The 13,078-nt window shown below is 70.1% G+C and carries 14 protein-coding genes, 2 tRNA genes and 1 pseudogene; 13 read left to right on the forward strand and 4 right to left on the reverse strand.

Features of this window, described 5'->3' with window-relative positions:
* Positions 1-208: 208 nt before the first annotated feature.
* Positions 209-1,786 carry a trypsin-like peptidase domain-containing protein gene (locus ACFY2Z_RS13290; RefSeq protein WP_390744281.1) on the forward strand — a complete coding sequence of 526 codons (1,578 nt, stop codon included), beginning with the start codon at positions 209-211 and terminating at the stop codon, positions 1,784-1,786.
* A 208-nt stretch (positions 1,787-1,994) separates the two neighbouring features.
* Here the strand turns inward: ACFY2Z_RS13290 and ACFY2Z_RS13295 are convergent, their stop codons facing one another.
* Positions 1,995-2,633 carry a DUF1707 domain-containing protein gene (locus ACFY2Z_RS13295; RefSeq protein WP_390744282.1) on the reverse strand — a complete coding sequence of 213 codons (639 nt, stop codon included), beginning with the start codon at positions 2,631-2,633 and terminating at the stop codon, positions 1,995-1,997.
* Between the two features lie 226 nt (positions 2,634-2,859).
* On the opposite strand from ACFY2Z_RS13295, the gene ACFY2Z_RS13300 reads away from it, so the two are divergent.
* Positions 2,860-2,947, forward strand: a tRNA-Ser gene (locus ACFY2Z_RS13300).
* Positions 2,948-3,158: 211 nt separating this feature from the next.
* Here ACFY2Z_RS13300 and ACFY2Z_RS13305 read toward each other — a convergent pair.
* Both ACFY2Z_RS13305 and ACFY2Z_RS13310 read right to left on the reverse strand, forming a co-directional pair.
* Positions 3,159-3,734: a hypothetical protein gene (locus tag ACFY2Z_RS13305; RefSeq protein WP_390744283.1), complete on the reverse strand. Its 576-nt coding sequence runs from the start codon at positions 3,732-3,734 to the stop codon at positions 3,159-3,161.
* A gap of 603 nt (positions 3,735-4,337) precedes the next feature.
* Positions 4,338-5,096, reverse strand: coding sequence for a GntR family transcriptional regulator (locus ACFY2Z_RS13310; RefSeq protein WP_390744284.1), 759 nt, complete (start codon positions 5,094-5,096; stop codon positions 4,338-4,340).
* Positions 5,097-5,285: 189 nt separating this feature from the next.
* Here ACFY2Z_RS13310 and ACFY2Z_RS13315 point away from each other — a divergent pair, with 189 nt between their 5' ends.
* From ACFY2Z_RS13315 to ACFY2Z_RS13360, 10 genes and pseudogenes are all read left to right on the forward strand, one after another.
* Positions 5,286-5,615, forward strand: a complete 330-nt coding sequence (locus ACFY2Z_RS13315; protein WP_390744345.1) for a hypothetical protein — start codon at positions 5,286-5,288, stop codon at positions 5,613-5,615.
* A 2-nt stretch (positions 5,616-5,617) separates the two neighbouring features.
* The gene (locus tag ACFY2Z_RS13320) at positions 5,618-6,976 is read left to right on the forward strand and encodes an FtsK/SpoIIIE domain-containing protein (RefSeq protein WP_390744285.1); all 1,359 of its coding nucleotides are present in this window, start codon (positions 5,618-5,620) and stop codon (positions 6,974-6,976) included.
* Positions 6,973-7,608 (forward strand): DUF2637 domain-containing protein, encoded by a 636-nt coding sequence (locus ACFY2Z_RS13325; protein WP_390744286.1) that lies wholly within the window; start codon positions 6,973-6,975, stop codon positions 7,606-7,608. The genes ACFY2Z_RS13320 and ACFY2Z_RS13325 overlap by 4 nt, the downstream gene beginning before the upstream one ends.
* A 19-nt stretch (positions 7,609-7,627) precedes the next feature.
* Positions 7,628-7,792 (forward strand): annotated as a pseudogene (locus tag ACFY2Z_RS13330) (mobile element transfer protein); the annotation flags it as partial.
* 32 nt (positions 7,793-7,824) lie between these two features.
* Positions 7,825-8,121 carry a SpdD protein gene (locus ACFY2Z_RS13335; RefSeq protein ID WP_390744287.1) on the forward strand — a complete coding sequence of 99 codons (297 nt, stop codon included), beginning with the start codon at positions 7,825-7,827 and terminating at the stop codon, positions 8,119-8,121.
* Positions 8,122-8,214: 93 nt separating this feature from the next.
* Positions 8,215-8,391, forward strand: a complete 177-nt coding sequence (locus ACFY2Z_RS13340; RefSeq protein ID WP_390744288.1) for a hypothetical protein — start codon at positions 8,215-8,217, stop codon at positions 8,389-8,391.
* Positions 8,388-9,785, forward strand: coding sequence for a replication initiator protein RepSA (gene repSA, locus ACFY2Z_RS13345; RefSeq protein WP_390744289.1), 1,398 nt, complete (start codon positions 8,388-8,390; stop codon positions 9,783-9,785). Before ACFY2Z_RS13340 ends, repSA begins: the two co-directional genes overlap by 4 nt.
* 2 nt (positions 9,786-9,787) lie before the next feature.
* A complete protein-coding gene (locus tag ACFY2Z_RS13350) occupies positions 9,788-9,997 on the forward strand; it encodes a helix-turn-helix domain-containing protein (protein ID WP_390744290.1) in 210 nt (69 codons plus the stop codon).
* A complete protein-coding gene (locus tag ACFY2Z_RS13355) occupies positions 9,997-11,175 on the forward strand; it encodes a tyrosine-type recombinase/integrase (RefSeq protein WP_390744291.1) in 1,179 nt (392 codons plus the stop codon). Before ACFY2Z_RS13350 ends, ACFY2Z_RS13355 begins: the two co-directional genes overlap by 1 nt.
* 3 nt (positions 11,176-11,178) lie before the next feature.
* Positions 11,179-11,265: transfer RNA gene (locus ACFY2Z_RS13360), tRNA-Ser, on the forward strand.
* Positions 11,266-11,521: 256 nt separating this feature from the next.
* On the opposite strand, the gene ACFY2Z_RS13365 is transcribed toward ACFY2Z_RS13360, so the two are convergent.
* The gene (locus tag ACFY2Z_RS13365) at positions 11,522-12,406 is read right to left on the reverse strand and encodes a bifunctional DNA primase/polymerase (protein WP_390744292.1); all 885 of its coding nucleotides are present in this window, start codon (positions 12,404-12,406) and stop codon (positions 11,522-11,524) included.
* Between the two features lie 359 nt (positions 12,407-12,765).
* Between ACFY2Z_RS13365 and ACFY2Z_RS13370 the strand changes: the two genes are divergently transcribed.
* Positions 12,766-13,077 carry a hypothetical protein gene (locus tag ACFY2Z_RS13370; RefSeq protein WP_355916094.1) on the forward strand — a complete coding sequence of 104 codons (312 nt, stop codon included), beginning with the start codon at positions 12,766-12,768 and terminating at the stop codon, positions 13,075-13,077.
* Position 13,078 lies beyond the last annotated feature (1 nt).

Genomic DNA, 13,078 nt, shown 5'->3' on the forward strand with positions numbered 1-13,078 from the left:
GGGGATGCAGATTTTTGTTCGGACAGGTCCGATATAAAGAGAGGACGCGGACCCACAGCAGCCGCTTATGGTGCCCTGACGTCCCGTGGGAAAAGCTTGACGACGTACAAAAGACTTGCACAGCTGATACGCGCCCGGCGCCTCGCAGGGTGAGCGAAGCCGGCCGAGTGCGACCCATTGGAACAGCCGTGGAACGAGGAGAAGAGCTGTGAGCACCGAGAACGAGGGCACTGCGGTACCCCCGGCCCCGTCTGCACCTCCCGTGCCGGTGGACGCTCCCGCTTCCGCGCCGGGCGCAACTCCTGAGGGGCATGCGCCGTCCGGTCCGGTCGCGGGCACGCCCGGTCCGGTCGCGGGCACGCCCGGTCCGGTCGCGGGCACGCCCGGTCCGGTCGCGGGCACGCCCGGTCCGGACGCGGGGAGCACTCCGTTCCCGGAGGGCGCGCCGTACCCCGCCCGGCCGTCAGGCGCGCCGTACGCCGCCCCCTCCGAGGCCGCGCCGACCACACAGTTCCCGCCGGTGCCTCCGGGGCAACCCGGCTCCCCCTCGGCGGCCGGGGCGGACTGGCCGCCGCCTCCGCCGGTGGTCCCCACCTACGCGGGTGGCAGTGGTGGTGCGGGCGGCGCCTGGGGCGCCTCGTACCAGGAGCCGGCTCCGAAGCCTAAGAAGGGCCGCGGCGGCCTGGTCGCCGCGACCCTCGTGGCCGCGCTGGTCGCGGGCGGCGTGGGCGGCGGCATCGGCTACCAGCTCGCCAAGAACGACGACTCCACCGGCTCGACGACCGTGTCCGCCGCCACCAGCGGCGGCGACGTCAGGCACGACAACGGCTCCGTCGCGGCCGTGGCCGCCGCGGCCCTGCCGAGCACGGTCACCATCGAGGCCGAGAGCACCAATGGCCAGGGCGGCACCGGCACGGGCTTCGTCTTCGACGCCCAGGGCCACATCGTCACCAACAACCACGTGGTCGCGGACGCGGTCGACGGCGGCAAGCTCACGGCGACCTTCCCGAACGGCAAGAAGTACGACGCCGAGATCATCGGGCACGCCCAGGGCTACGACGTCGCCGTGATCAAGCTCAAGAACCCCCCGTCGGACCTCAAGCCGCTCGCGCTCGGCGACTCCGACAAGGTGGCGGTCGGTGACGCGACGATCGCGATCGGCGCCCCCTTCGGTCTCTCGAACACGGTGACCACGGGCATCATCAGCGCCAAGCACCGCCCGGTGGCCTCCAGCGACGGCAGCTCCTCCAGCAAGGCGTCCTACATGAGCGCCCTGCAGACGGACGCCTCCATCAACCCGGGCAACTCCGGCGGCCCCCTGCTGGACGCACGGGGCGCGGTCATCGGCATCAACTCTGCGATCCAGTCCACGGGCAGCAGCGGCCTCGGCAGCAGCGGCCAGTCCGGTTCGATCGGCCTGGGCTTCGCGATCCCGATCAACCAGGCCAAGTACGTCGCCCAGCAGCTGATCAAGACGGGCAAGCCGGTCTACGCCAAGATCGGCGCCTCCGTCTCGCTGGAGGACAGCAGCGGCGGGGCGAAGATCACCGACCAGGGCGCGGCCGGTGCCTCCCCGGTCGAGTCGGGCGGCCCGGCGGACAAGGCGGGCCTGAAGCCCGGTGACGTGATCACCAAGCTCGACGACACAGTGATCGACAGCGGCCCGACCCTGATCGGCGAGATCTGGACCCACAAGCCCGGGGACAAGGTCACGATCACCTACGTGCGCGCCGGGAAGACCCACACCGCCGACGTGACCCTGGGCTCCCGCGCCGGCGACGGCTGAGCCGGCGGGCCGCGGGGCGGGCGGGACGGGTCACCCGTTCGGCCCAAGGGGACGGTCCGGAAAGCCGCGGTGGCGCGACAGCGCTCCCGCGGGTCCGCCCCCACCGCCCCGCACGTCACAGACGCACTGGTCAGAAGACAGACCTACGGATCGGAAGGGGCGTCGCTCACCGAGCGGTGCCCCTTCCGTGTACCGGGAAGTCAGCCGTTCAGCGGTCGTCGCCCGCCTGAGGTCTGCGGCGGAGCAACTGCCAGGGCGCGCGCCGCGGCGGCCGGGCCACGATGTCGCCGCCGGTCGACCTGCCGGTCAGCACCACACGCAGCCGCACCGGGGTGTCCGGGGCCATGGCCGGGAGGACCTTGATGTCGCCGCGGCTGTAGCTGACGTCGTCGGCGTCGACCACGATCCCCGGTCCGGTGATCAGCGTCAGATGTCCGCCGATGCGCAGGTCCACCTCGATGTACAGGGTGTCGTGGGTGATCACGGCCTCGGTGAAGTCGAGCTTCAGCTCACTGAACTTCAGCCGGATCTCCATCCGGCGCGGCACCAGCCAGCGACCGGTGCGCTTGCCCTCTCCGAAGCTCTGGTCGATCCGGATCACCTCGCGGGCCTGCGGCGGCATCCCTTCGAGCGGCAGATCGGCGACCAGCACCGCGAGGTCGGAGGCGGTGCGTGCCACCAGTGCGGCCTCGACGCGCTCGTCCAGCTCGGCGGCGGTCAGCCGGCCGTCCCCTGCCGCGACCCGGAGGATCTCCACGGCCTGGTCCCGGTCTCGATGAGACACCCGCTGCTGGGACACGGGGGTGCGGGAGGAGGAGTCATCTGCTCCGGAGATGTCGCCTGGCATGGGTTCAGTGTGCTGGCGGGCTCGGGGGACCGGCAATGTCCGGCCGAGGAAATGGGTGAAGACCCTGAGGGATCTCAGGGGAGCCCGATGGGAAGCCCGGTCCGGCGTCGGCAGGCCCGGCCGCGGGGTCCGGCTCCAAGATCGGGACCTGTGGTGGACCAGGGCCCCCGCGAACCCCGTCCGGCCGGTACGCTGTATCCGCTCCGCCCCAGGTGGGCGGTGCAGGGGTGGGTTGCCCGAGCGGCCTAAGGGAACGGTCTTGAAAACCGTCGTGGCGCGAGTCACCGTGGGTTCAAATCCCACACCCACCGCCAGCGGAAACGGCCCCTGACCAGGTAATACGGTCAGGGGCCGTTGTGCTGTGCGGCGCCCGCTCGCCACCGTGATTCCCCGCGGCTTCCCGCACGATCGGGCACGGCTGGGGCACGCCAGGGTACGGTGCGGCCCAGCCAGCCGATGTCGCCGCGGTCGAGTGCGACCCCGGCTCGCTTCCGACAGGCCACGGGGTCGCCGCGAGCAGTTTCGTTACGTGTTCGGCGGGGTGGGCATCTGCGTGAAGGTGCACGGCACCGTCAGCGGCAGCGTTGAGGTGCAAATGCCCTGCCACACCTCTCCCGTTGAAGTCAGCTCGGTGACCAGGAGCTTGGCGTCAAACACCGCCAGGGTGGCGTCGAAGACGTTGGTCGGGCCTCCCACCGACTGCCAGAAGATATTGCCTGGACCGGCAACAGGGGTCGGCGGATTCGGACCAGCCTCGTTGACGGACAGGACGCGCACCTGCCCGCTACAAACGACCGAGACGTACTTGGTCATCCCTTGAACTGCCGAGTCGATGTCGTTGCAGCCCGTGGGCGGAGGGGTCGGCGTCGGCTTCGGCTTGGGCTTCTTGCACTTGTCCTTGCCCTTACCGTCCTTCTTGCACTTGCCGCCGTCGGCGGACGCGACGCCCCCATGGGTGGTCACGGTGTGTGCGATGGCCGCAGCAGGGGTGACCAGTCCGAGCGTCACCAGCAGCGCGACGGAGGCGAGCCCGCCAACCTTCTTGCGTCTGCCTCGGGCCGTCGGTCCAGACGGCGTTGGGGTCCCGTGCTCAGGACTCATGTGTGCTCCTAGTTTCAAGCGGTCGGATGACTCCTACATCCGATGCGAGCTTGAACCGCACAGACTGGATCACTTAGCACGTTCAGCGACAACACGCTGATGTATCAACAAATCGGACCAACGGCCGGGATTCTGGCATCTCTTCACCTCAGCACACCACTCACCCCAGCTCCCATCCCGTCTGCCGTCGACCCACACACCGTGGAGCGGGCGTGGTCCCTGGCGTCAAGGTGGAGCGCGCCACTGTACGAACGACCTTGACGCCAGGGACCACGTCTGCTCGGCTTTGCCTGGGTCGACGGTGGACGGGATGGGAGCTCCCCGCGCACGCCACCACTCGGCCGGCACTCGCGAACGGCGCCCCCTCCATCTCGGAGCCTGAGCGCCCCCGCCGGAGGCACGTTCTGACCGTCGCCGCTCTATGCGGTGATCGACTCATGGCCTCCGGGCCCTATCCACATGTGGGCGCGCGTCGGCGCAGCGCGGGCGGAGCGGGCCGGAGGCAGGAGCGTCGCCCGCAGCGGAGCCGGGAAGCGCGCCCGGCGGAGCGGAGCGCAGCCGGGGCTTGATGAGGTAGAGAAACCTGTAACAGCTGGCGCTGGGCTACGCGTCGAAGTCGTACTCCAGGATGTACGAGGCGGCGTCGAGCGTCATCTCGTTGATCTCGACGGGGCGGCCCTCGTCCGCGAAGGCGGTGCGGCAGATGAGGATGACAGGCGTGCCCGCGGACATGCTCAACTGTGCCGCTTCGTGCTTCGTGGGCATGCGTGAGCGGATCTCTTCGCGGAAGTGCACCGGCTTGTAACCGAGTTCGGCAAGGCGGGCGTATGTTCCGCCTGGTCCGGTGTCTTCCTGGGTGATCGCCGAGCCTGCGACCACCGAAGTGGGAAGGTAGCTCGTCGCGAGAAGAACGGGCTTCCCGTCCAAGACGAACCGTCGGCGCCGCACGCAGACGGTCTCTTCTTCCCCCAGATCCAGAACCTGGCCAATGCGTTCTGGTGCCGCTTCTTCCGACACCGTCACTTGATCGACCACCAGCGTGCGGTTCTCAGTGTCGGCAGACCAGATGGACCGGCCGCTTCCCCACTGTTCCTGCGCAAGCCGCTGGATGCCTTTGCGCCTCAGGGGACGGAAGGCTCGTACGAACACGCCCGCACCCTTGCGGGCCTCCGCGACTCCTTCGTCCTTGAGCACGCTCAAGGCCTGGCGGGCTGTCATGCGCGCCACGCCATGCGTGGCCATCAGCTCGTTTTCCCCCGGAAGCCGATCACCCGGACCGTACTCACCCGACTCGATCGCCTCGCGCAGAGAGTCCGCGATCTTCTGGTACTTCGGCCGACGGTCGTCGTCGGTGTTGGCCATTCCGGAGCCCTCCTCTCTTCTCTAGACAGCCTAGGCCATACGTGCGCCACCTGCCCGATGCGTGTAGCCCCAATCTGACCCTTCGAACATCTCTAGACATCACGCTTGACGTCTCTAGAGATCTGCGCTCCAATGGAGATGTCTAGAGAGGTCGCACCGGGCGACCTCCTCGGTACGAGGGATGTGCTCATGCCGTCGTTCAAGATCGACCTTTCGACTGCTGTGGTGTTCGTCGCGACTCAGCCCGTGCCGAAGCTGGTGAGCCAGAAGACCGGTGAGCGGGCCGTGGACCGGGAGACCGGTGCGAGCCTGTCGACGGTGGGCCTGCTGGTCTCGGACGAGGGGGAGGGGAACCTCTACCAGGTGACGATCCCGGAGACGGGTCTCCCCGAGAGCCTGGCGCCGGGAATGCCGGTGCGCGTGGTCGGCCTGAAGGCCCGGGACTGGGAGAACGAGTTCAACGGCCAGAAGCGGCACGGGATCTCGTTCCGCGCGGTCGCGCTCACCGCGGGGGCCTGACCATGACCGACCTGACCATGTGGCTGGAGGCCACGGGAGCCTTATCGGGAGCTGGTGGACTCGGCTACGCGAAGGTACGCGCCCCGCGCGTGTACTGGTCGCTGGTCGGCCTCCCGGTCACCTGGGGCCGATTCACCTGGACCTACCGCTCCACGATGGACGTGTGCGGGCTGACGGTGCAGCCGTCCGGCTTCCGCGCCTTCATGACCCGCAACGTCACCCGCCGCGAGGTCCGCCCGGTGCCGCCGAAGGTCCGCCGGATCCGCCTGACCTCCACCGGCCTCAAGGTCTCGCTCCGACTGCCGGCCGGACTGGAACCCGCAGATGTCGCCGCCTCCTCCGAGCGCCTGCGCCACGCATGGGGCGTGCGGTCGGTGACCGTCGCAGAGACCAAGCCGGGCTACGTCGAACTCCGCATGACGGGCTATGACGTGCTCAAGCGGGTGCGTCTACCGCGCTCGGTGCAGTCCCGAGACCTTGTGGTGCCGGTGGCCCTGCGCGAGGACGGCTCGGTGTTCGAGCGGGACTACCGGAAGGTGCCCCACGCGCTCACCCTCGGGGCGAACCAGTCCGGCAAGTCCATGTATCAGCGCAACCTGATCAAGGGGCTGGCCCAGCTGCCGGTTGGCCTGGTCGGCATCGACTGCAAACGCGGCGTGGAACAGTCCCGCTACGCGCCCCGCCTGTCCGCCCTGGTCACCACCCCGGACGACGCCTCCAGTCTGCTGGATGTGCTGGTGGGCGAGATGGAAGACCGCTTCGACCTGCTCGCCGAGCACGGGGCGTCGGATGTGTGGGAACTCCCGGACGCGGTGCGGCCGGTGCCCCTGGTCGTCCTGGTCGACGAGGTGGCAGAGCTGTTCCTGGTCACCTCGAAGAAGGAGGAGGAGCGCCGGGACCGCTCGGTCATGCAGATGGTCCGCTTGGGCCAGATGGCCCGCGCGGTCGGCATCTTCCTGGAGGTCTGCGGACAGCGCTTCGGCTCAGACCTGGGCAGGGGAGCAACCGCGTTGCGCGCTCAGCTCACCGGGCGCGTGGTGCACCGCGTCAACGACAAGCAAACGGCCGAGATGGGCTTGGGCGACATCGCGCCGGATGCCGTGATGGCCGCGACCACGATCGCCCCGGACCGCCCCGGCGTGGCGGTGGCCGGTGACACCTCCGGCGGCTGGTCCCGCATCCGCACCCCCGAAGCCTCCACGGATGACGTCGTGGCCGTGTGCCGCCAGTTCGCCCACCTCACCCCGGAACTGTCGTTCCTGGCCCCGTTCCGGCCGACCGTCCGCCCCGTTCCGGTGCCGGAACCGGTGTCGCCGCTGATCAAGGCGCGCCCAGTCATGGAGAGGGAGGTGAGGGCATGACTCGCTCGATCCGCCTGGATGCCGTGCTGGTTCAGGCCGTGATTGCTGGCGCGTTGTCCTTCGCCCACCTGCACGACTTGGCCGCAGCAGCTGGACAGACAGGCTGGAAAGCCTGGGCCTACCCCGTCAGTGTCGACCTGCTCTTGGTCGCGGTGTGGCGGCGGCTCCGCACAGATGGACCGTCCCGGCTGGCCTGGTGCTGGTTCCTCGTGGCCCTGGTCGCTTCGCTCGGAGCCAACATCGCCACAGCTGGGCTCCTCGACCTGGGCCATGTCCCTGCCTGGCTCCGCATCCTCGTCGCCGGATGGCCCGCCCTGGCGTTCCTCGGCGGCACCCTGCTCGCCCACACGCACGGCCACGCCGGGGACCAGGCGCTGGTCCCGCCGGCGCCCGTACCCACAGATCCCGCGCCGGAAGTCGAGCCCGCCCCCGTCACCACTGCGGAGCACGCTCCTGCTCTGCCTCAAGCCGCCCCGGCCACGCCGGTACCTCCGGCACTGGTCGACCACGCCCGCAAGGTCGCAGACGACCACCGAACCCGGACCGGCGCGGAGATCGACACAGCCACCCTGCGCGCCCGCCTCGGCATTCCGGAAGACCTCGCCGGAGCGATCGTCGCCCAACTCGCCTGACGGGCAAGGAGGTCCACGCATGGCTCGCCCGAACCGCTTCTACGACGTGATCCGCATAGGGCCCGTCCGCGTCGGCTCGTACCACAACGGCCGGGGCCAGACCCGGCACACCGCAGCCTGCACCGCCCCGGAGTGCGGTTTCTCCACCGAACACCGTGACCGCTCGGCCGCCGAACTCGCCGCTGCACTCCCTGATCGCGAGAGGAGACCTGCCCCGTGTTCACCCCGAAGTACCCGCGCCCGGATGTGGCCCCGACCGCGCTGACCACCCCGGAGCCGTCCGCCACAGCGGCCCCAGCCCCTGCCCTGCAGGAGAGCCCTGCCATCGCCCGGCCTACCGTCCAGCTCACCCCTGGTAGCGCGCTTGCCCTCGCCGCCGGTGGTGGTGCCGTGGTCCTGGTCGTCGGCGCTGTCCTGGTCTCCCTGCTGCTGGCCGTGGCCGTCACCGGCGTGTCCGTCACCGTCGTCGCGGTCGTCCTCCGCCTGCTCGTCAAGGACCTGCACAAACACTAATCGGCCCCCGGAGCGGCCTCCGTCGCCAAACTTCCGCCGCTCCGGGCGCCTTCCCACCTTCCTGATCCAGCGGACCCGAAAGGGAGCCCAATCATGCCCCAGCGCGTCTCGAACACGCCCATCTGCCGCGACTGCGACGGCTTCGCCAGTGCTGCCGTGGCCACTGGAGCCCGCCACCGTGATGGCTCCCGCGTCACCATCCGTGTCGTCTGCGCGGCCTGCCAGGGCTCAGGCGCCGTCCGCCCGGCGCGTGTGCGGGTGATCGCGTGAGCGACGCCGCCACCATGGCGGGCCTGGACCCGGCCACCCTCGCCGACGTGCTGAGGGTCGCCGGGTCCGGCGACTTCGACCGCTGGCAAGAACAGATCCGCCGTACCGGCGGCTGCTCCGACCCGATCCGACTCATGGGCGCAACCAAGACCATCGACCCGGCCACCGGCACGGTCCTGCACGCCTACACCACCGACCATGAACCAGGCGGCATGCTCCGCGTGGCCTGCGGCAACCGTCGCGCATCCCGCTGCCCCGCTTGCGCCTGGACCTACGCGGGCGACACCTACCATCTGATCCGCGCCGGACTGACCGGAGACCCTGACAAGGGCACCCCGCACGCCGTCCGGGATCACCCCCGCGTCTTCGCCACCCTCACCGCCCCCTCGTTCGGCCCCGTGCACAACCGCCCCGGCAACCGGCCCTGCCGCTGCGGCACCCGCCACCCTGAGGACGCCGCGGAGCTGGGTACCCCGCTCGATCCGGCGACGTACGACTACGCGGGCGCCGTGCTGTGGAACAACCACGCCTCCGAGCTGTGGCGCTACTTCACGATCTACCTGCGCCGCGAGATCGCCCGTCGCGCCGGCCTCACCCAGAAGGACGCCCGCGAACAGTCCCGCGTCTCCTTCGGCAAGGTCGCCGAATACCAGAAGCGCGGAGCCGTCCACTTCCACGCCGTGATCCGTTTCGACGGACCCGAGGGGCCAGACACCCCGCCCCCGGCCTGGGCCACGCTCGACCTGCTCGCCGACGCGATCCGCGCCGCTGCTGCCCGCGTCCAGGTCGACGTACCGCTCGCGGGAGACCAGCCCGCACGCACTCTGCGCTGGGGCACACAGCTCGACGTCCAGCCGATCGGCGCCTTCGCCCACGGTGAGGAGATCACCGAACAGGCCGTGGCCTCCTACGTGGCCAAATACGCCACCAAGGCGGCCGAGACCACCGGCACCGTCGACCGCCGCATCGGCAACAAAGAAGCCCTCGTCCTGCTCGCCGTGCCCGACCACCCCCGCCGACTCATCGAGGCTTGCCTCGACCTGCACCCGCTCTACCCGGACCGCAAGCTCCGGGACTGGGCCCACATGCTCGGCTTCCGCGGCCACTTCTCCACCAAGTCCCGCCGCTACTCCACCACCCTCGGCGCCCTCCGCCAGGTCCGCGCCGACTACCGCGCAGCCCAGCACCGCGAAGCCCTGGGCCTGCCCGATCCCGACGACGACCCGGAGGCGACCACGCTCACCCTCGCGCACTGGACCTACGCCGGTCACGGCCACACACCTGGCGAAACCTGGCTTGCCGCCAACATTCGTCGGGACATCCAACTGAACCGAGAGACAGCACGCGAAGCGCTCGCCGACATGTCGGGCCTTGAGTTGGAGGGGGAGTGGTGACCATGGACAGGCTGCTCACCGTGCATCAGGTCGCCGAGCGTCTCGGAACTGGCGTGCGCTTCCCGCGTCGCCTCGTCGAGGAACGTCGGATCACCTTCGTGAAGGTCGGCCGACACGTCCGCATCCCGGAGAGCGCGGTGGACGCGTATGTGAGTGCCCACACGGTGGAGCCGGTCGTCCTGCGGCCCTCGGCGTTCAGGAGGGCTGCCTGATGGCGGGCAAGCGCCAGTCCCGCCGGAACTTCGGCCGTGTCCGCAAGCTGCCGTCCGGCCGGTTCCAGGCGCGGTATCCGGGCCCTGACGGCGTACTGCGTCCCGCCGATCGGACGTTCGCCACGTCGACGGACGCCGACCGGTGGCTCATGCGGAAGCGCGTCGAGATCGAAGAGGGGCGCTGGCTCGACCCGGCCGAGGGACAGACCACCGTCCGCGACTGGGCGGCCCGGTGGCTCGCCGCCGTCTCCCCGCAGCTCAAGCACAAGACACAAGCCTCGTACCGGTCCCTGATCACCTCACTGATCAATCCGGCGCTCGGCGATCGTGAGCTGTCCAGCCTCCGGCCGATCACGATCGCCGAGTGGGTCGGCGGGATGAAGACCAAGGGCCTCAGCGCATCACGGATCAGGCAGGCGTACCGGGTGCTGTCGCAGATCATGCGGTCAGCCGTGGACAACGACATGATCCCGCAGACGCCGTGCCGAGGCGTGAAGCTGCCTCGGATGCCTCAGACCGAGCCACACATCCTCACCCCGCTGGAAGCCTCGCGGATCGTCCGGAGCGCGGCCAAGCCGCATGATCTGCTGATCGCCCTTCTCGCGTACGCGGGCCTGCGGGTCGGTGAGGCCTTCGCCCTCCGGCGCGCGGACATCGACGTGTCCGACGGCTTCGTCCTGGTCGACGAGAACCTGGCTGAGGCCAACGGCGCCTTGGTCTTCGACACCCCGAAGTCGCATCAGAAGCGGCTTCTCAAGATCGGCCCGTCCCTCGCGAAGCGGATCGGCCGGCACCTGGAGACTCTGCCCGGCGGGGGTGACGCGCTCCTGTTCACTACCCCTGGCGGCAAACCGTTGCGCTACAACCAGTGGCGAAAGGCGTACTTCGACCCTGCCGTGTCGGCGGCCGGGGTGACCGACGTCACTCCGCATGATCTCCGCGCTTCGCACGGGACGTGGGTTGCCGACCGGTACGGCGTGATGACCGCCGCCCACCGGCTCGGTCACTCGAACGCGAGCGTCACGACCCGGCACTACGCCCGACCGGTCGCCGGTCGTGATGATCAGGTGGCCGAAGCGGCGGACTCCTGGCTCAGCGGGCACGATCACGGGCCAGGGGCACGCAGCGGGCACGACGATGACGACGACGGCTTGGCGGGAGTGCCTGCACGCGTCTGACCTGCGGCGCAGCGGTCAACGGCCATGATCGCCGAAAGGTCTTGAAAACCGTCGTGGCGCGAGCCACCGTGGGTTCAAATCCCACACCCACCGCGCAGGTTGACGGCCCCTGACCAGGTACGACGGTCGGGGGCCGTGCTGCTGGGCGCCGCCGCTCCGCGCCAGGGGATCTGGGCCCGGAGGACCGGATCGACCGGGACTTCCTCCGGGAACTGCACGGCCCTGCGCTGGACGAGGTTCTCGGCTCTCGGAGCCCGCGCCCCGCACCTGATCCCGCCGAAGGGCGCGAAAGCCTGAAATCCGTCGTGGCGCGGTGGCTCGCCGCCGAGGGGCTGTTGCCCTCGCGTCAGGCACCTGTTGCGCGCCGCTGTCCCGTCATGCGCGCCGCCGACGCGACCGTCGAGCGGGCCTCGCGCTGAGTGAGGCCGGTGCGGATCGCCGCGTCCACCAGGGCGGGGGTGAGGTCGGGGCCGATGCCGTTCTCGTACGCCCGGCAGGCGGCCCAGAAGAGACGGGTGTTGCGCTGCCCCTGATGTGCGGCCAGGACGAACTGGACCAGACCCTGGCCGTGCCCCCCGGTCGACGAGGGCGTGGGGTGCCGGGTGCGCGGCGGGGGCGTGAGGAGGCGCAGCAGGGCGGGTGGACAGGGCGCGGGCGCCAGGTGCGCGGTGCCCGGCGCCGTACCGTACGTGCCGTGCTCGGTGCGTGAGCCGGGGCCGACCAGATAGCCGCCGGCGCCCCGCACGTCGATGCCGGGGGCCAGACGGCTCGCCGAGTTGGGGACGACGACGTCCGGTGGCCCGCTCAGCCACAGGTGACGGCCGCCGCTCGGGGTCAGGACGACCACCGTCTCCGGGATGGTGAACAGATGGCGCAGCGCCAGTTCGCGCAGGGCGGCCGAGGAGTCGGTGCCGGACTTGGTGTCGAGGTCGATGCCGATCAGATGGTGGGGGTGCAGTCCGCAGGCGATGCCGTAGCCGGTGGACCAGGGCGCGGCGGCGAACAGCGCGCGGATGCGGCGGGGGTCGGTCGTGGCGTCGTAGACCCCGTGGCCGAAGCGGCCGCACTCGCCGTGGCACACGGGGGCAGTCGGATCGGGGTCGTCACGGTGGGGGGAGCGCAGGGCGGGCAGCTTCGCCCGGGACAGCGGGATCACCGCCAGTCCGCGTTCCGCGGCGGACAGGGCATGGGCCAGGGCCAGGGTGGTGGCCTTCCGGTCGATGGTGGCCATGGGTCCATGTTCGTACGTATGTTCGAAAAAGGGAAGGGGGAGTCGGCGCCCGGCCGGGCTTCGCCGGGGCGGCCTCCGTTCCCCACGGATCGACCTCAGCCCTGGGGTGTCCTGCGGCCTCGGCGCCCGCCCCCGCGGTGCCCGGCGGAGAAGTGTCGCGAAAAGGGTTTATCGACTACTTCTCACGCTTAGGGGCGAATCACTGCTTCCGGGGAGATTCGCCGATGGCGCGGTGGGCAACTCTGGAGGCGCGACGTCGTACACCGTCCGAGGCGGTCGGCCAACTGCCTTGGCAAAAGCCGCACTTCACGTACGCACCGGCGACCCGGCCGACGCGTACAGGGTTCTGGAGGAAACACATGGCAAGCATCCGTACCGCCCGCGTCCTCGCCGCCGTCGCGGCGCTCCCCCTCGCCGCCGCCCTCTTCACGGGCGTCGCCTCGGCGGACAACGGGGCCCTCGCGGACGACGGATCGAACGCGGCGGCGGCGAGCATCGTCGGCAGCGGCGTCGGCCACGACAACAACGGCAACTCGTCCACCACACAGCAACAAGCGGTCGGCACCGGTGCCTCGAACCAGAGCAACACGGCCCAGGTGAACCACTCCGCGTTCACATCCATCAACCAGCGGAGCCAGACAGTGCTCATCCACTTCACCCGTCTGTGGTGAG

It is taken from the genome of Streptomyces sp. NPDC001222 (genome assembly GCF_042896945.1).
Lineage (GTDB): Bacteria > Actinomycetota > Actinomycetes > Streptomycetales > Streptomycetaceae > Streptomyces > Streptomyces gibsoniae.

Bases quoted from the DNA above. Each gene is read 5' to 3' on its own strand.
- ACFY2Z_RS13370 (WP_355916094.1), top strand. From the start codon at position 12,766: ATGGCAAGCATCCGTACCGCCCGCGTCCTCGCCGCCGTCGCGGCGCTC.
- ACFY2Z_RS13340 (WP_390744288.1), top strand. From the start codon at position 8,215: ATGCCCCAGCGCGTCTCGAACACGCCCATCTGCCGCGACTGCGACGGC.
- ACFY2Z_RS13365 (WP_390744292.1), bottom strand. From the start codon at position 12,406: ATGGCCACCATCGACCGGAAGGCCACCACCCTGGCCCTGGCCCATGCC.
- ACFY2Z_RS13315 (WP_390744345.1), top strand. From the start codon at position 5,286: ATGCCGTCGTTCAAGATCGACCTTTCGACTGCTGTGGTGTTCGTCGCG.
- ACFY2Z_RS13305 (WP_390744283.1), bottom strand. From the start codon at position 3,734: ATGAGTCCTGAGCACGGGACCCCAACGCCGTCTGGACCGACGGCCCGA.
- ACFY2Z_RS13350 (WP_390744290.1), top strand. From the start codon at position 9,788: ATGGACAGGCTGCTCACCGTGCATCAGGTCGCCGAGCGTCTCGGAACT.
- ACFY2Z_RS13310 (WP_390744284.1), bottom strand. From the start codon at position 5,096: ATGGCCAACACCGACGACGACCGTCGGCCGAAGTACCAGAAGATCGCG.
- ACFY2Z_RS13295 (WP_390744282.1), bottom strand. From the start codon at position 2,633: ATGCCAGGCGACATCTCCGGAGCAGATGACTCCTCCTCCCGCACCCCC.
- ACFY2Z_RS13355 (WP_390744291.1), top strand. From the start codon at position 9,997: ATGGCGGGCAAGCGCCAGTCCCGCCGGAACTTCGGCCGTGTCCGCAAG.
- ACFY2Z_RS13325 (WP_390744286.1), top strand. From the start codon at position 6,973: ATGACTCGCTCGATCCGCCTGGATGCCGTGCTGGTTCAGGCCGTGATT.
- ACFY2Z_RS13320 (WP_390744285.1), top strand. From the start codon at position 5,618: ATGACCGACCTGACCATGTGGCTGGAGGCCACGGGAGCCTTATCGGGA.